The sequence below is a fragment of the Streptomyces sp. SAS_281 genome (genome assembly GCF_052542855.1).
In genome coordinates this window covers 35925-52561 of record NZ_JBMNDO010000052.1, presented here as the reverse complement: position 1 = coordinate 52561, position 16637 = coordinate 35925, and the positions used below count along the sequence as shown (strand labels likewise).

The following is a 16637-nucleotide window of genomic DNA, read 5'->3' as shown; positions in this document are numbered from 1 at the left end:
GCTGATGCCGAGTTTCTCGGCGGCGGCCTGGTCGGTGCAGCCGTCGGCCAGGAGGCGGGCGATGCTCTGCTGGACGGCGGTGACGGGGGCGCCGGGGAGTGCGGTGGGGAGGTGCTGGCTGAAGGGTGTGGCTCCGGCCCAGAGCGTTTCGTAGATGGCGGCGAGGGAGCGCACGAGGGCGGGGTGGCGGATCTCCAGGGCGGCGCCGCCGCCGGGGTCGGCGGGGAGGTACGCGACGGTCCGGTCGAAGATGATGAGCCGGTCGACGGCCCGTTCCACGGTACGGACCTCCAGGAGTCCGCTGGGCAGCTGGGCCACGTACTCCTTGAGGCCGGTGCTGTAGCGCGCGGAGTGCTGGTAGATGTGCCGGACGCGGACGCCCCGCGCGACCGTGGGCAGTGTGCCCGACAGCGCGATCTGGAGCTGTTCCGGTGTACGGGTGCTGCCGGGCTGGATGGTCAGGATCTCGTCCCGGGCCTCGTGCGCGGAGCCGTTGATGGACGCCTGGATGGCCGACCGTCCGTGGAGCGTGACGAGGAGGACGGGTTCCCGGTTCGCCGACGCGAGGGGGACGAGGGACTTGGCCAGCAGGTCGACCGTGCGGACCTGGTCGAGGACCTGACGGGCGAGCGGATGCAGCAGGTGCGCCAGGGCGGCCGTGGGCGGTACGGGCCGCAGCCACGCGTCGTCGTGGGGGTCGGCGGTGAGCAGGGCGTGCTCGGCGAGGCAGGGCACTTCCTCGGCGGCGGACCGGTCGATGCGGCCCTGGGCCAGGGCCTGTGTATAGAGGTCCACTGCCGCGTCGCACAGTTCGTCCGTGCCGTGGCGGTGTTCGGTGGGCGGGTTCATCGGGTGGGCTCCGCGAGGCCGGACTGGACGAGGAGGGCGCCGAGGTGGGTGCGGCTGGTGGCGTTGAGGGTGTGCATGAGCTTGGCGATGTGGGCGCGGCAGGTGCGGACGCTGATGCCGAGTTTCTCGGCGGCGGCCTGGTCGGTGCAGCCGTCGGCCAGGAGGCGGGCGATGCTCTGCTGGACGGCGGTGACGGGGGCGCCGGGGAGGGCCGTGGGGAGGGGATCGTCGAAGGGGGTGGCGAGGGCCCAGAGCGTTTCGTAGACGGCGGTCAGATAGCGCACGAGGGCGGGGTGGCGGATCTCCAGGGCGGCGCTGCCGCCGGGGTCGGCGGGCAGGTAGGCGACGGCCCGGTCGAAGACGAGCATGCGGCCCACGCTCTGTTCCATGGTGCGGATCTGGAGCCGGCCGGCCGGGATCTCCGCCAGGTACTCCTTGAGCCGGGGGCTGTAGCGCGCCGAGTGCTGGTAGAGGTGTCGGAGCCGACCGCCCGATGCGAGGACGAACTGCGCGTTCGTCCGGCCCTGGCGCATGTTGTGGACCAGGCGGTTGCCGCCGGGCTGGGCGGTCAGGACTTCCTCCCGGGCCGACCGCGAGGCGTTGTGGAGCGCCGCGCGTATCCGGTCGGCCCCTTCGATCACGGTGACCGAACGGGTCGGGTCCTCGTCGGTCTCCGCGAGCAGCGGCAGCAGGGACCGGGTCAGCTCGGTGGTCAGCCGGAGCCGGGCGTCGATCTCACGGCTGAGAGGGCTGAGCAGTTGACCCAGCACCGCGGACGGCGGCACGGGGCGCAGCCACGCCCCGTCCTGCGGGTCGGGGAGGAGCAGTCCGAGCTCGGTGAGGCAGGGGGCGGGCTCGGTGGCGCTGCGGGCGATGCGTCCGGCGCTGAGGGCCTCGCCGTAGAGGGCGAGGGCGGCTTCGCAGAGTTCTCGTTCGCCGTGGGGGTGCGTCGTCGGCGCGGTCATGACGCAGGGCCCTTCCCGGAGTCCTGTCCCGCGCCCGCGAGGCCGGACTGGACGAGGAGGGCGCCGAGGTGGGTGCGGCTGGTGGCGTTGAGGGTGTGCATGAGTTTGGCGATGTGGGCGCGGCAGGTGCGGACGTTGATGCCGAGTTTCTCGGCGGCGGTCCGGTCGGTGCAGCCGTCGGCCAGGAGGCGGGCGATGCTCTGCTGGACGGCGGTGACGGGGGCGTCGGGGAGGGCGGTGGGGAGGGGATCACCGAGGGGTGTGGAGAGGGCCCAGAGCAGGTCGTACAGCTGCGCCAGGTAGCGGACCAGCCCGGGGTGGCGGATCTCCAGGGCGGCGCTGCGGTCGGGGTTGGCCGGGAGGTACGCGACCTCGCGGTCGAAGATCATCAGGCGGTCGATCGCCCGCTCCGTCGTACGGACCTGGAGGAGGTCCCCGGGCAGTTGGGCCAGATACCCCTTGAGCCCAGGACCGTAGCGTGCCGAGTGCTGGTAGATGTGGCGCAGCCGGACGTTCCGCTTGACGAGCGGCAGCGTGCTGGCCAGGGCCACTCGGAGCATCTCCGGGGAACGGGTGCTGCCGGGCTGGGCGGTGAGGACTTCGTCGTTCGCCTCGCGCAGGGCGGCGTCGATGGCCTCCTGGATGGAGGACTGCCCGGCGACGACCCTGATGGCGAGATCCGGGGGTTCCTCCGCGAGTGCGCTCAGCGTGCCCAGCGTCCTGCCCAGGAGATCGACCGTGCGGACCTGGTCGAGGACCTGACGGGCGAGCGGATGCAGCAGGTGCGCCAGGGCGGCCGTGGGCGCTACGGACCTCAGCCGCGTGTCGTCGCGGGGGTCGGCGGTGAGCAGGGCGTGCTCGGCGAGGCAGGGCACTTCCTCGGCGGCGGACCGGGCGATGCGGCCCTGGGCCAGGGCGTGCGTACAGAGGCCGACCGCCTCCTCGCACAGTGCGTCCACGCCGTGGCCGTGCTCGTGCGGTGCCGTCACCGAGTCGGTTCCACGAGGCCGGACTGGACGAGGAGGGCGCCGAGGTGGGTGCGGCTGGTGGCGTTGAGTGTGTGCATGAGCTTGGCGATGTGGGCGCGGCAGGTGCGGACGCTGATGCCGAGCTTGCGGGCCACGATCTGGTCGGTGTTGCCATCGATGAGGAGGCGGGCGACGCTCAGCTGGGCGGTGGTGATCGGGGTGTCGTGCGCGGGCGGCTGGAGGGGGGAGGTCAGCGGCTTGGCCTGGGCCCACAGCACCTCGTACACCTGGATCAGGTAGCGCACGAGGGCGGGATGGCGGATCTCCAGGGCGATGTCGCGCCGGGGACTGGCCGGGATGAAGGCGACGGTGCGGTCGAAGACGAAGAGGCGCTCGACGGTCTGCTCGATGGTGCGCACCTGGATGCAGCCCGACGGTATGTCGTCCAGGTACGCCTTGATGGCCGGGCTGTACCGGGCCGGGTGCTGGTAGATGTGGCGCAGTGTCACGCCCCGTCCGGCCATGGACAGTGCCCGGTCCAGCGCCTTCCTGAGCTGGTCCACGGGGCGGTTGCCACTGGGCTGGAGGGTCAGGACCTCCTCCCGTGCGCCGTCCGTGGCGTTCTGGATGGCTGCCTCGATCAGCGGAATGCCTTCGAGGACGGTGATGGCGAGGTTGGGGTCGGTGCTGGCGACGGAGGCCAGGGGGGCCAGTGAGTCGGCCAGGGCGGCGGAGAGCCGTATGCGCTCGTGGATCTCCCGGGTGACGGGCTGGAGCAGATGGGCGAGCGCCGCGGACGGAGGGACCGGCCGGATCCAGCCATCGTCCTGGGGATCGGGGTGGACGAGAGCCAACTCGATGAGGCACGGGGCGGGTTCGAGAGCGGAGCGGGGCAGCCGGCCGGCTCCGAGTGCTTCGGTGTACGTCCTGACGCCGGCGTCGCACAGTTCCAGAGCACCGTGCGGCTGGTGCGATATGCCCTCGTCCTTGCCCATTCGTGACCCCCCACTTTTGGCAGTGCAGCAAGATGACGGTGGTGCCAGCCTAGTTCCCGGGCCAGTGTGGAGATGTCGGGGGAGCCGGGAACTCCCCCGGCTGATCAAGGGCGTGGCCATGCTCTCCCCCATTGCGTGGTCCGCCCGCCCGGCCCGGGGGGTGGGGATCTTTGGGGCCGGCCGGTCAGGAATCCTGGTCCAGGATTCCTGACCGGGCGATCAGATAGCCGAGTTGGGCGCGGCTGGTGCTGCCGAGCGTGGCCGCGAGCTTGGCGACATGGGCCCGGCAGGTACGGACGTTCATACCGAGCCGACGGGCGATCGAGTCATCGACGTGTCCCTCGACGAGCAGTTGGGCAATGGAGTGCTGAACCCCGCTGATCCCCAGACGGGTCGGTTCGTACTTGACCTCCTCCCGCAGGGGAGCCGCCCGCGTCCAGAGCTGCTCGAACACGTTGGCCAGGTACTCGACGAGTCCGGGATGGCGCAGTTCCAGGGCGACTTGACGGTCGTCCTGGGCCGGGATGAAGGCCACCGTCCGGTCGAACACGATCAGGCGCTCGATGAGCTCCTCGAGTGTCCGGATCTCCACGTCGCTGTCCGCCATGCGCTCCGCGTACGCGAGTGTGCTGAGGCTGTGCCGCACGGTGTGCTGATAGAGGGTGCGCATCCGGACGCCTCGCTGAACGACCGAGAGGCCGCGGTCCAGCGATTTGCTGAGGCGGTCCTCGATGCGTCCGCCACCGGGTTGGATCGTCAGGACTTCCGTACGGCACTCTGCCGTGGCCTGGTCGAGCGCGGCGTTGATCCGGTTGAAGCCCTCCAGCACGGTGATCGCGTGGGTGACGGGAGGTCCCTGCGTGCTGATGTCCATGAATGGCTCGAATGACTCGGTCAGTTGGACCGTATGCCTGCGGCGCTCAAGGATCTCCCGTTCCAGGGGCTGCAGGTGCTGGGCCAGCGCGACCGAAGGTGGGACCGGCCGGAGCCATGCCGGGTCGTCGGGGTCGGGGTGAAGCAGGGCGAAATCCACGAGGCAGGGAGCGGGTTCGATGTCCGCCCGCGCTATGCGTCCCAGGCGCAGCGCGCTGGCGTAAAGGTGCTCCCCGGCCTGGCAAAGTTCGGTGATCCCATGAGGATGTGTCGGTTTCGTGCTCATTGTGGCCATATCTTCACCCCCCAGGTTCATGAACATACAGGAACATGATGCATCTCCTCGGTGGTGCTCGCGTGCCCCTGTGAGACATCGTTTTTGATGCGGGGGAGAGGAATCCACCAGTGAGGACGAAGCCGACTATGTATAAGCGAATGCTTCGCTCGGCGCTTGCCGCGTCGTTCGTTGCGGCCCTGGGCATAGGTTTGTTGGGCGGCAGCGGCTTTGAGCAGGTCAGCACCGCCGCCTCTGCCGCGGACATCGGCTGGGATGTCTCGCCTGCCAAGTCGGACATCGGCTGGAACGTCGCGCCCGCCGGAGCGGACACCGCGTCGACCGGTGCGGGCGCCTGACATGACCACCCCCCCGGACGACCGGACCTTCCGGCGTGAGATGGCGACCGCCTACCGGTCAGGGTGGCATTTCATCGATCTCGTCACGGCGCTGCCCCACCGTGGCGACTCGTTGATGGTCACTCTGTTCGGCGACCCGGTCGTCGTCGCCCGCGAGGACGACGGTGAGGTCCGTGCCTACCGATGCCTGCGCAAGCCGCGGGGCGCGCCGCAGCCGGTGCGCTGCGCCATCCGTTACGACATGATCTTTGTGAATCTCGCACAGCGTGACCACCAGCTGTTCGAGCCCGAAACCATTGCCGCCACCCCCCACAGTGCCTGAGCGATCCCCCGTCGTTCCACGTCGCTCAGTCACTTCCCCCACACAACGGCGCCACCGTGACCTGAACACGGTGGCGCCGTTGTGCTGTGCCCGCGAGCGGCACGCTCAGCCGCGTCCGAGCGCCCGGTCCAGGGTGATCTCGATGACGACCCGGTCCGGGTTGGGGGACGGCACCCGGTCGTAGCGCTCCGTGTGGCGGCGTACGGCCTCCGCGACCCGCTCCGGGTCCGTGCTGATCCTGGCCACGCCCTCCAGGGTCGCCCAGCGGCGGCGGTGTACCTGGCACGCCGCGACGCGGGCTCCCTCCGGGCCCGCGGCCAGGATGTTGGCCACCTTGCGGCTGTGCTTGTTGGTGATGACCCGGGCGAGGCCGGCCTCGGGGTCGTACGTCACGCACACCGGGACCACGTGCGGCGTGCCGTCGGGGCGGGGCGTGGTGAGCGTGCACACGTGGCTCTCGCGCCAGAACGCGAGGTACTCGGGGCTCGGCTGGTGTACGTCGACTGCCATGGCCCCAGCGTATGCGGGGCCATGCGCGCTGCGGTGGCGGGTACGAGGGGTGGCCGCTTCACTCGGAGAGGGGGCAGGGCGACGTTTCCGCCTTGAGTGGAATGCGCTCAACCCTTCGCGGGTACCACCTTGAGTGGAATAGACTCAACTTTGTGCACGTTGACCGTGTCAGTAGTGGGAACGGACTCGTCATCGCAAGGAGGAGACAGCGCACGTGGACGCCGAGCTGACCAACAGGAGCAGGGACGCCATCAACGCGGCCACCAGCAGGGCCGTGAAGGACGGACATCCCGATCTGACCCCGGGGCATCTGCTGCTGGCGCTGCTGTCGGGCGAGGACAACGAGAATCTGGTCGATCTGCTGGCCGCCGTCGAGGCCGACCAGATCGCCGTACGCACCGGGACGGAACGGCTCCTGGCCGCGCAGCCCAGCGTGACCGGGTCGACCGTCGCGCCGCCCCAGCCCAACCGCGAGCTGCTCGCCGTCATCGCGGACGCCGCGCAGCGCGCCAAGGAGCTGGGCGACGACTACGTCTCCACCGAGCACCTGCTGATCGGGATCGCCGCGAAGGGCGGCCGTGCCGGTGAGATCCTCGACGGACAGGGGGCCGGCGCGAAGAAGCTGCTGGACGCGTTCGAGAAGAGCAGGGGAGGGCGCCGGGTGACCACTCCCGACCCGGAGGGCCAGTACAAGGCCCTGGAGAAATTCGGTACGGACTTCACCGCCGCCGCGCGCGAGGGCAAGCTCGACCCGGTCATCGGCCGGGACCAGGAGATCCGCCGCGTCGTCCAGGTGCTCTCGCGGCGCACCAAGAACAACCCGGTGCTCATCGGTGAGCCGGGCGTCGGCAAGACCGCCGTGGTGGAAGGGCTCGCCCAGCGCATCGTGAAGGGCGACGTTCCCGAATCCCTCAAGGACAAGCGGCTCGTCTCGCTCGACCTGGGGGCGATGGTCGCGGGCGCGAAGTACCGCGGCGAGTTCGAGGAACGCCTGAAGACCGTCCTCTCCGAGATCAAGGAGAGCGACGGCCAGATCATCACGTTCATCGACGAGCTGCACACCGTCGTGGGCGCGGGCGCCGGCGGCGACTCCGCGATGGACGCGGGCAACATGCTCAAGCCGATGCTGGCCCGCGGCGAGCTGCGGATGGTCGGCGCGACCACGCTGGACGAGTACCGCGAGCGGATCGAGAAGGACCCCGCCCTGGAGCGGCGCTTCCAGCAGGTGCTGGTCGCCGAGCCGTCCGTGGAGGACACCATCGCGATCCTCCGCGGTCTCAAGGGGCGTTACGAGGCCCACCACAAGGTCCAGATCGCGGACGCGTCCCTGGTCGCCGCCGCGACCCTGTCCGACCGCTACATCACCTCCCGCTTCCTGCCCGACAAGGCCATCGACCTCGTGGACGAGGCGGCCTCCCGGCTGCGCATGGAGATCGACTCCTCGCCGGTCGAGATCGACGAGCTCCAGCGGTCCGTCGACCGCCTGCACATGGAGGAGCTGGCCCTCAGGAACGAGACCGACGCCGCCTCCAAGCAGCGCCTGGAGAAGCTGCGCCGCGACCTCGCCGACAAGGAGGAGGAGCTGCGCGGCCTCAACGCCCGCTGGGAGAAGGAGAAGCAGGGCCTCAACCGGGTCGGTGAACTGAAGGAGCGCCTGGACGACCTGCGCGGCCAGGCCGAACGCGCCCAGCGTGACGGCGACTTCGACACCGCGTCGAAGCTGCTGTACGGGGAGATCCCCGGCCTGGAGCGCGAGCTGGCCGAGGCCGACGAGGCCGAGCAGGAGGCCGCCCGCGAGCCCAAGGAGACCCTGGTCAAGGAGGAGGTCGGGCCGGACGACATCGCCGATGTCGTGGGCGCCTGGACCGGCATCCCGGCCGGCCGTCTCCTGGAGGGCGAGACGCAGAAGCTGCTGCGCATGGAAGCGGAGCTGGGCAAGCGCCTGATCGGGCAGACCGAGGCCGTGCAGGCCGTCTCGGACGCGGTGCGCCGCACCCGCGCCGGCATCGCCGACCCCGACCGCCCGACCGGCTCGTTCCTGTTCCTCGGCCCGACCGGGGTCGGCAAGACCGAGCTGGCGAAGGCCCTCGCGGACTTCCTCTTCGACGACGAGCGGGCCATGGTCCGCATCGACATGAGCGAGTACAGCGAGAAGCACAGCGTCGCCCGCCTGGTCGGCGCCCCGCCCGGTTACGTCGGTTACGAGGAGGGCGGCCAGCTCACGGAGGCGGTCCGCCGCCGTCCGTACACCGTCGTCCTGCTGGACGAGGTCGAGAAGGCCCACCCCGAGGTCTTCGACATCCTGCTCCAGGTCCTGGACGACGGCCGGCTCACCGACGGACAGGGCCGGACGGTGGACTTCCGGAACACCATCCTGATCCTGACGTCCAACCTCGGCAGTCAGTACCTGACCGATCCCCTGACCAAACCGGAGGAGAAGAAGAGCCAGGTTCTGGACGTCGTCCGGGCCTCCTTCAAGCCGGAGTTCCTGAACCGGCTGGACGACCTGGTGGTCTTCTCCGCCCTGTCCGGCGACGAGCTGGCGCACATCGCGGGCCTCCAGATCGACCGGCTCGCCAAGCGCCTGGCCGACCGGCGGCTCACCCTGGAGGTCACCCCGGAGGCCCTGGCGTGGCTGGCCGAGGAGGGCAACGACCCGGCGTACGGCGCCCGGCCGCTGCGCCGCCTCATCCAGACGGCGATCGGTGACCGGCTCGCCAAGGAGATCCTGGCGGGCGAGATCAGGGACGGTGACACGGTCCGCGTGGACCGCTTCGAGGACGGCCTGATCGTCGGCGCGGCGAGCTGAGCGCGGCCGCCGACGCGGTAAGCGGAATCCGTACGGCGTAATCGGAACGCCCCGGCCCCGGTTCCCACCGGCTGAATATCAGCTTGTGGCGGATCGGGGCCTTCCGGGCTTGCCATGCCCCGCCCGGCATAAGAGAGGATGGCAGCCAACCGCACGAAGGGAAGTAACGGTGAGCATCGATCCGTCCTCGATTCCTAACTTCGGGGCTCAGCCCGAACCGCAGGCGGCAGGACCGGAGGGCCCCGTCGTCCCTGACCAGGACCTCGTCAAGCAGCTGCTGGACCAGATGGAGCTGAAGTACGTCGTCGACGACGAGGGCGACCTCGCCGCGCCGTGGGAGGAATTCCGCACGTACTTCATGTTCCGCGGCGAGGGCGAGCAGCAGGTCTTCTCGGTCCGTACGTTCTACGACCGCCCGCACGCCACGGACCAGCGTCCGGTCCTCCTCGACGCGATCGACGACTGGAACCGCCGCACCCTGTGGCCCAAGGTCTACACGCACACCCACGAGCCCGAGGAGGGCTCGGAGGAGACCGGTCCCTCGGTCCGCCTGATCGGTGAGGCGCAGATGCTCATCGGTACCGGCGTCTCCCTGGAGCACTTCGTCTCCTCGACGGTCAGCTGGGTGCGCGCCTCCATCGAGTTCGACAAGTGGCTGCTGGAGCGCCTGGGCCTGGCCCCGGCGGAGCAGAAGTCCGAGGACGGCACGGAGCAGTCCGCTCCGGACGCCTGAGCCCCGCACACATGGAGAGGCCCGGCCCGGGGAAACCCGCGCCGGGCCTCTCCATGTGTCAGAGGCGCTTCAGCCGGGAAACCGCCTCCTGGAGCACGTCCGTACGTTTGCAGAAGGTGAAGCGGACGAAGGGCGCGCCCTGGTCGCGGTGGTCGTAGAACACGGCGTTGGGGACGGCCACCACGCCGCAGCGTTCCGGCAGCGCCCGGCAGAACGCGATGCCGTCGCTGGTCGCGTCGAGCGGGCGGATGTCGGTGGTGACGAAGTACGTGCCGGCCGGCCGGTACACCGCGAACCCGGCCTCGGCGAGTCCCGCGCACAGCAGGTCCCGCTTGGCTCCGAGGTCCGCGCGCAGCTCCTCGTAGAAGCTGTCGGGCAGCCGCAGCGCCTCGGCGACGGCGTACTGGAGGGGGCCGCCGGAGACGTACGTCAGATACTGCTTCGCCGAGCGCACCGCCGTCACCAGCTCGGGGCTCCCGGTGACCCAGCCGATCTTCCAGCCGGTGTACGAGAAGGTCTTGCCGGCCGAGGAGATGGTGACCGTGCGGTCGCGCATGCCGGGGAAGCCCGCCAGCGGCAGGTGTTCGCCCTCGAAGACCAGGTGCTCGTAGACCTCGTCGGTGACGACGAGAAGGTCGTGTTCGCAGGCGAGTTCCGCGATCGCGTGCAGCTCCTCGCGGCTGAGGACCGTGCCGGTGGGGTTGTGCGGGGTGTTGATCAGCAGCAGCCGGGTACGCCGGGTGACCGCCGCGCGCAGTTCGTCGAGATCCAGCCGGTAGGTGCCCGCGGAGGTGTCGGGCCGCAGTGTGACGGGAACGCGCGTCGCGCCCGCCATCGCGATGCAGGCGGCGTACGAGTCGTAGTACGGCTCCAGCGCGACGACCTCGTCACCGGGCTCCAGGAGCGCCAGCAGCGAGGCGGCGATGGCCTCGGTGGCGCCCGCGGTGACCAGCACCTCCGTGTCGGGGTCGTACGTCAGGCCGTAGCGCCGCTGCTGGTGGCCGGTGATCGCCGTGCGCAGCTCGGGGACGCCGGGACCGGGCGGGTACTGGTTTCCGTGCCCGGCGCGCAGGGCACGCACCGCGGCCTCGCGGACCTCCTCGGGGCCGTCGGTGTCCGGGAAGCCCTGGCCGAGGTTGATGGCTCCGGTGCGGACGGCCAGCGCGGACATCTCCGCGAAGATCGTCGTGCCGAACTCGGCGAGGCGGCGGTTGAGCAGCGGTCGTCCGTGTGTCATGGCCGCCATCCTGCGCGCAAGCTCTGGAGTTGCTCAAGTCTGCTTTGGCCGTACGGCGGCAAGGGCATCTCCCCTGCACGCCGGAAGGGCGCGGAGCGGGGGGCCTCGCTTCGGGGGACGGAAGGACGTGAGGTCATGGGCGGTGTGCTGGTCGGGGTGATTCTGGTCGTGCTGGTCGTGGTCCTTGTCGCGATGCTGGCGGGGGCCGGTGGACGGGGGCGTGCGCCGGCGCGCAGCAGGCGGCGCGGCGCGGCGGGCGGCTCGGCCGCCGGGGGCAGCTGGTGGGCCGGGGACAGCGGCGGCGGCTCGTCCTGCGGCAGCGGTGGGCACTCGGGCGGCCACTCCTGCGGCGGGGGGTCCTCGTGCGGCGGGGGTTCCTCCTGCGGCGGGGGTTCCTCCTGCGGTGGCGGGGGCGGATGCGGCGGAGGCAGCTGACACGGGGCAGTTGGTCCGCGTGGGCGTGTTCGCGAACACGCCCTGAGGCCCGGCGGGACGCGCGCTGATTGCGCCAAGTCCCGCCGGGCTCCTTTTTGTTGGGGGCTCTCATGGGTCTGCGGTGAACAGGTGAGCGGGAGGCCCCCCGAGGGGGAGGGAAACCCCGGCAAGTTGGGCAAAAACGCTGTGAGTGCGGTGTAGTTCGTGATTCCCTCGTGAGAGAGAACATCCAGCCCTCGGACCCCAGTTGGACCTGATCGGGCGCTTCCCACCCCCCACGCGCACGACACGGGGGCGTCCCCTGTCCATGTGTCCATGCGTGTTTGCGGAGCCGACCCATGCTCACGACCCTTCATACGGCCTATTCCGACACCCGTGCCGCCGATCTGGCCTGGGCGCTGGGGCGCGAACCGCTCCCCGCGCTGGCCGTCCTCGACCTCGAACTCGCGGGCGCCACCCTGCAGCTGCGGCTGCTCGGCGCCTCCCACCAGGTGCTCCTGGAGGAGGAGCAGGGCAGCTGTTCCGAGACCGTCGCCTGTATGCCCGGCAGCAGCACCCCGCTGCCGCTGGGCGTCGCCAAGCGGATCGGCGGCTGGGAGTACGAGTTCGCGGCCCGCGTGGAGACGCTGAACGCGGGCTCCTTCGCCGGACGCGCGCAGGAGCTGCTGGCGCTCGTCGCCGACCACCCGCACGGCCTGGCCGGAACGTTTCCGGGCAGTCCGCACGCCTTCACCGCCATGCTCGCCCAGCGGACCGAGGGCCAGGTGCGGTGGCGCACCTGGCACGCGTACCCGCAGGAGGGCCAGCTCGTCGTGACGCGGACCCGGGTGGGCGTGCGGACACCCGCGGTGGCGCTGTGACGCACGCCTGCCACGCCGCAGGTGCGCCACTTACACCCTTGTGGGTGACAAGCGGCGAGCGATCAGTGACGTAGCGTTCGCGGCATGATCGACCAGCAGGTGTCGCTGCGAGGGGGCGCGGCGCGGCTTCCCGTCCGGCCGAGGACCGGTCGGTACCTCGTGCTGGCCGCCGTCTTCATCTGTGCCGCCTGCGGACTGGTGTACGAGCTGGAACTGGTGGCGCTCGCCTCCTATCTGATCGGTGACTCGGTCACCCAGGCGTCCGTCGTGCTCTCCGTGATGGTGTTCGCGATGGGGATCGGCTCGCTGCTCGCGAAACGTTTACGCAGCCGGGCGGCGGTGGGCTTCGGGCTGATCGAGGCGGCGCTCGCCCTGGTGGGGGGCTTCTCGGCGCTGGTGCTCTACGCGTCGTTCGCCTGGTTCGGCGAGTCGCGGTACGCGCTGGTCGCGTTCTCGCTGACGATCGGCGTCCTGATCGGCGCGGAGATCCCCCTGCTCATGACGCTGATCCAGCGGGTGGACCGGCAGGACGCGGGCGGGGCCGTCGCCGATCTGTTCGCGGCGGACTACGTGGGCGCGCTCGTCGGCGGTCTCGCCTTTCCGTTCCTGCTGCTGCCGATGCTCGGCCAGCTCACCGGCGCTCTGCTGACCGGCGCGGTGAACGCGGCGGCGGGCGGGGCGCTGGTGCTGTGGGTGTTCCGGCGGGACGTGTCCCCCAGGGCGCGGTGGCTGCTGATCGCCGCCAATGTCACGGTGATCGCCGTGCTGGCCACCGCCGCGCTGCTGGCCGGCGACTTCGAGCGGGCGGCGCGGCGCGCGGTGTACGGGGACCAGGTGCGGGTCGCCGTGCGGACCGACGTGCAGGAGGTCGTGCTGACCGGGGCCGGCCGCAGCTCCCTGGACCTCTATCTGGACGGCCGGCTGCGGGTCAGCGCCCGCGACGAGTACCGGTACCACGAGGCGCTGGTGCACCCGGCGATGAACGGGCCGCACGCCCGGGTCCTGATCCTGGGCGGCGGGGACGGGCTGGCGGCGCGGGAGGTGCTGCGCTACCCGGACGTGCGGAGCGTGACCCTGGTGGAGCTGGACCCCACCGTCACCCGACTGGCCCGTACGGACCCCGCGCTCTCCGCGCTGAACGCGCACGCGCTGGACGACCCCCGCGTGACGACGGTGACCGGCGACGCGTTCACCTGGCTGCGGACCGCCCGCGGCCGCTACGACGTGGTGATCTCCGACCTCCCCGACCCCGGGATCTCCGATGGCACGAAGCTCTACTCGGCGGAGTTCTACGGCCTGGTCGCCGAGGCCCTCGCACCGGACGGACGGCTCGCGGCGCACGCCGGACCGCCCGTCGGCCGGCCGCGCACCTACTGGACGGTCGACGCCTCCATGCGGGCCGCCGGGCTGCGTCCGCGCCCCTATCGGATCAGCGGGCGCCGGTCGGGCTCCGTGGCCGGCCCCGACCGGGCCGAGGGCGACGCGGACGGCGGCTGGGGTTTCCTGCTGGCGGGGAAGGCCGCGACGCCCGCCCTCGGCCTGGCCCCGGACGCGCCCGCGCTGCGCTCCCTGAGCGTGCCGGGGCTGCTGGACGCGGGGCGCGGGGCGGAGGCCGGGCGGCTGTCCGGCCTCCCGCCGTCGACGCTGGTGCACCCGCGTTACTGGGAGGGGCGGTGAGGCGTCGTGGTGGCCGCGGCCACGCGGTGCGGGGCGGTCACGGGTGCGGAAGCGCTGACGGGACGGCCGGGGCTGAGTAGGCTCGTTCACCATGGAGCATGAGGTGTTCGTTCCGGTTCCGGTCCCGGCCCTGCGGCGGACGCTGGGCGACCCCGTCCGGGTCGCCCGCTGTGTACCGGGGTTCCAGCAGGACGCCGACGCGTCGGCGGGTCCTTTGGCGGGCCGGCTCAGAATCCGGGCGGGCGGCCACACCATCACGTACCGGGGCGCGCTGCGCCTCACGCCGGTGCCGGGCGACCCGGACGTGGACTCCGTGCACGCCGTCCTGGTGGAGGGCGAGGGCGTGGAGGCCCGGGGCGGAGGCTCGGCGAAGCTGTCGCTGACCCTCCGGCTCACGGAGGGCGACGAGGGCACGTCGATCGCCTTCGAGGGCGGGGCGAGCGGCGACGGGCGCCTGCGGGACCTGGAGCCGGCGGCGGCGCTGTCGACGGCCCACCGCCTGCTGGACCGGTTCGCCCAGCAACTCGTGACGGAGTCGCTGGCCGCCCAGGGCGAGGGCGCGGCGGACGAGGCCTGGGGCGGCGGGGTCGGCGACGGGGCCTCCGCCGGTGGTGGCTCTGCCGGTGGTGGGTCTGCCGGTGAGGGTCCTGCCGGTGGTGGCTCTGCGGGCGCCGGGGCTGCCGGTACGCCGGAGACGCCGGGTGCCGCCGAGGCCACCGCCGATGAGCTGGCCGTCGGGGAGGCCGTGGAGAAGGCGCTCGAAGAGGCCGCCGAGGAGGCGGACCAGAGCGGCCCCGAGCCCTCGGCCGGCTCCCCGCTCAGCGGCTCCGGGCCCTTGGGCGGCGCCGACGAGTCGCTGCCGACGCACGAGGCCGCCCCCGACGAGGCGCCGGGTGCGGAGCAGCCGGGGGAGCGGGACGCGGGGCAGGACGGGGAGCGGGACGGAGAGCCGTCGCAGGAGGAGTCCCTGTTCGACGCGCCCGTTCCGCCGTCGTCGCTGGATCCGGTCGCCGGGATCGAGTTCACCGTGCCGGACGGGCCTCCGGCCGAGGCCGCGCATGCCCGGCGCACCATGATCGGGCGCAGTGCGGAGGAGGTCGACCACGCCCCGCCGCGCGGCCGCTACGCCCCCGTGCCCTCGCCGGATTCGGGCGGGGGGGGGGGGACCCTGCGCTGGGTCGCCCCCGCGGCGGCTCTGGCCCTCGCCTCGGCGGTGGTCGTCAGCCGGGCGTTGCGGCGGCGGAGGTAGCGGCGCCAGTAGGGTCGTCCCGTGAGCAGTAGCGAGAAGGACGTCCGGCTCTCCGTCGGCGACACAGAGTTGACCGTGAACCCCGCCAACGGCTGCCGTATCAGCAGCCTGCGGATCGGTGGTACCGAACTGCTGAGGCAGGGGGAGCGGTACGGCTGCTTCCCGATGGTGCCGTGGTGCGGGCGGACCGAGAACGGGCAGTTCCGCGACGGCGGCGTCCTCCACCAACTGCCGCTGACGGCTCCCCCGCACGCCATCCACGGCACCGGCCGCGATACGGCGTGGCACACCGCCCTGGAGAGCGGGACGCAGGCGTCGTTCTATTACGACCTGGCCGACCCCTGGCCGTACCCGGGCCGAGTGACCCAGACCTTCGAACTGGGCGAGGACTCCCTCACGTTGGCGTTCGGCATCGAGACGTACGGGGACTCCTTTCCGGCCCAGGCGGGCTGGCACCCGTGGTTCCGGCGCCGTCTCGACACCGGTGAGGAGGTCCGTATCGACTTCGACGCCGCCTGGCAGGAGGAGCGCGGCGAGAACCACCTGCCGACCGGCCGCCGGATTCCGCCCGTGCCTGGTCCGTGGGACGACTGCTTCGGGATGCCGGACGGTGTGGACGTCACCCTCACCTGGCCGGAGCGGCTGGAGCTGACGGTGAAGAGCCGGTCCGAGTGGGTCGTGATCTACGACGAACAGGACGAGGCGGTCTGCGTGGAGCCGCAGTCGGGTCCGCCGAACGGGCTGAACACCGAACCTCGCTATGTCACCCCGATCGAGCCGCTGGAGATCGCCACCACCTGGAGCTGGCGCCGGCTCTGAGCGCGGGGCGCCGGCGGGCGGGCGCGGTCCGGACTCGGGCGGGTTCCGGACTCGGGCGGGACGTCGTGGAAAACGCGCGCCTTATCCTCATAGCCATGACTGACGTACGTGCTGAGCTGCTGCAGCAGATCAAGGACAAGGCCGTGGTTCACGGCAAGGTGACGCTCTCCTCCGGCCTGGAGGCCGACTGGTACATCGATCTGCGCCGCATCACGCTGGACGGCAAGGCCGCTCCGATGGTCGGTCAGGTCATGCTCGACGCGACGGCCGAGCTGGACTACGACTGCGTGGGCGGTCTGACGCTGGGCGCCGACCCGGTCGCCACGTCGATGCTGCACGCCTCCGCGGCCCGTGGCCAGGAGCTGGACGCCTTCGTCGTCCGCAAGGCCCAGAAGGCCCACGGGATGCAGCGCCGGATCGAGGGCACGGACGTGAAGGGGCGTCGCTGCCTCGTCGTCGAGGACACCTCGACCACCGGTGGCTCGCCGCTGACCGCCGTCGAGGCCGTGCGCGAGGCCGGCGGCGAGGTCGTCGCCGTGGCCGTGATCGTGGAGCGCGGCGCCGCCCCTGCCATCGCCGAGGCGGGCCTTCCGTACGTCCACGTCTACACGGTCCCGGACCTCGACCTCGACTGACCTGGCGGTTTGCCCGAAGGCGGTCGGTTTCACGTGAAACCGACCGCCTTCGTCGTACGCCCGTGAGC

At 71.5% G+C, this 16637-nt stretch carries 16 protein-coding genes; 9 read left to right on the top strand and 7 right to left on the bottom strand.

What is annotated here, in order from left to right:
- The 5 genes from ACN6LM_RS20745 to ACN6LM_RS20725 form a co-directional block, all read right to left on the bottom strand.
- The coding region (locus ACN6LM_RS20745; protein ID WP_445066870.1) for a helix-turn-helix transcriptional regulator at positions 1-849 on the bottom strand (849 nt) is incomplete at its 3' end.
- Complete coding sequence (locus ACN6LM_RS20740; RefSeq protein WP_445066869.1) at positions 846-1814, bottom strand: helix-turn-helix transcriptional regulator; 969 nt, start codon at positions 1812-1814, stop codon at positions 846-848. The genes ACN6LM_RS20745 and ACN6LM_RS20740, both read right to left, overlap by 4 nt.
- Entirely contained in the window at positions 1811-2803 is a 993-nt protein-coding gene (locus ACN6LM_RS20735; RefSeq protein WP_445066868.1) for a LuxR C-terminal-related transcriptional regulator, read from the bottom strand. Before ACN6LM_RS20735 ends, ACN6LM_RS20740 begins: the two co-directional genes overlap by 4 nt.
- Entirely contained in the window at positions 2800-3777 is a 978-nt protein-coding gene (locus ACN6LM_RS20730; RefSeq protein WP_445066867.1) for a LuxR C-terminal-related transcriptional regulator, read from the bottom strand. Before ACN6LM_RS20730 ends, ACN6LM_RS20735 begins: the two co-directional genes overlap by 4 nt.
- Before the next feature lie 184 nt (positions 3778-3961).
- Positions 3962-4966 carry a helix-turn-helix transcriptional regulator gene (locus ACN6LM_RS20725; protein ID WP_445066874.1) on the bottom strand — a complete coding sequence of 335 codons (1005 nt, stop codon included), beginning with the start codon at positions 4964-4966 and terminating at the stop codon, positions 3962-3964.
- 119 nt (positions 4967-5085) lie between these two features.
- Here ACN6LM_RS20725 and ACN6LM_RS20720 point away from each other — a divergent pair, with 119 nt between their 5' ends.
- Positions 5086-5283: a hypothetical protein gene (locus ACN6LM_RS20720; RefSeq protein WP_445066866.1), complete on the top strand. Its 198-nt coding sequence runs from the start codon at positions 5086-5088 to the stop codon at positions 5281-5283.
- A 1-nt stretch (position 5284) separates the two neighbouring features.
- Positions 5285-5605 carry a Rieske (2Fe-2S) protein gene (locus tag ACN6LM_RS20715; protein WP_018102083.1) on the top strand — a complete coding sequence of 107 codons (321 nt, stop codon included), beginning with the start codon at positions 5285-5287 and terminating at the stop codon, positions 5603-5605.
- Between the two features lie 105 nt (positions 5606-5710).
- On the opposite strand, the gene ACN6LM_RS20710 is transcribed toward ACN6LM_RS20715, so the two are convergent.
- Positions 5711-6115, bottom strand: coding sequence for a pyridoxamine 5'-phosphate oxidase family protein (locus ACN6LM_RS20710; RefSeq protein ID WP_383292796.1), 405 nt, complete (start codon positions 6113-6115; stop codon positions 5711-5713).
- Positions 6116-6329: 214 nt separating this feature from the next.
- Between ACN6LM_RS20710 and clpB the strand changes: the two genes are divergently transcribed.
- A complete protein-coding gene (gene clpB / locus ACN6LM_RS20705; RefSeq protein WP_445066865.1) occupies positions 6330-8924 on the top strand; it encodes an ATP-dependent chaperone ClpB in 2595 nt (864 codons plus the stop codon).
- Between the two features lie 169 nt (positions 8925-9093).
- Positions 9094-9657, top strand: coding sequence for a YbjN domain-containing protein (locus ACN6LM_RS20700; RefSeq protein WP_445066864.1), 564 nt, complete (start codon positions 9094-9096; stop codon positions 9655-9657).
- A 58-nt stretch (positions 9658-9715) separates the two neighbouring features.
- Here the strand turns inward: ACN6LM_RS20700 and ACN6LM_RS20695 are convergent, their stop codons facing one another.
- Complete coding sequence (locus ACN6LM_RS20695; RefSeq protein ID WP_445066863.1) at positions 9716-10894, bottom strand: pyridoxal phosphate-dependent aminotransferase; 1179 nt, start codon at positions 10892-10894, stop codon at positions 9716-9718.
- 773 nt (positions 10895-11667) lie between these two features.
- Here ACN6LM_RS20695 and ACN6LM_RS20690 point away from each other — a divergent pair.
- From ACN6LM_RS20690 to pyrE, 5 genes are all read left to right on the top strand, one after another.
- Positions 11668-12189, top strand: coding sequence for a DUF2617 family protein (locus ACN6LM_RS20690; protein WP_445066862.1), 522 nt, complete (start codon positions 11668-11670; stop codon positions 12187-12189).
- An 84-nt stretch (positions 12190-12273) separates the two neighbouring features.
- Entirely contained in the window at positions 12274-13866 is a 1593-nt protein-coding gene (locus tag ACN6LM_RS20685; protein ID WP_445066861.1) for a polyamine aminopropyltransferase, read from the top strand.
- Between the two features lie 103 nt (positions 13867-13969).
- On the top strand, positions 13970-15115 hold the full coding sequence (locus ACN6LM_RS20680; protein ID WP_445066873.1) for an SRPBCC domain-containing protein: 1146 nt from the start codon (positions 13970-13972) through the stop codon (positions 15113-15115).
- 21 nt (positions 15116-15136) lie between these two features.
- Positions 15137-15934: an aldose epimerase family protein gene (locus ACN6LM_RS20675; RefSeq protein WP_445066860.1), complete on the top strand. Its 798-nt coding sequence runs from the start codon at positions 15137-15139 to the stop codon at positions 15932-15934.
- Positions 15935-16029: 95 nt separating this feature from the next.
- Positions 16030-16569: an orotate phosphoribosyltransferase gene (pyrE, locus tag ACN6LM_RS20670; protein WP_164398682.1), complete on the top strand. Its 540-nt coding sequence runs from the start codon at positions 16030-16032 to the stop codon at positions 16567-16569.
- Positions 16570-16637: the final 68 nt, after the last annotated feature.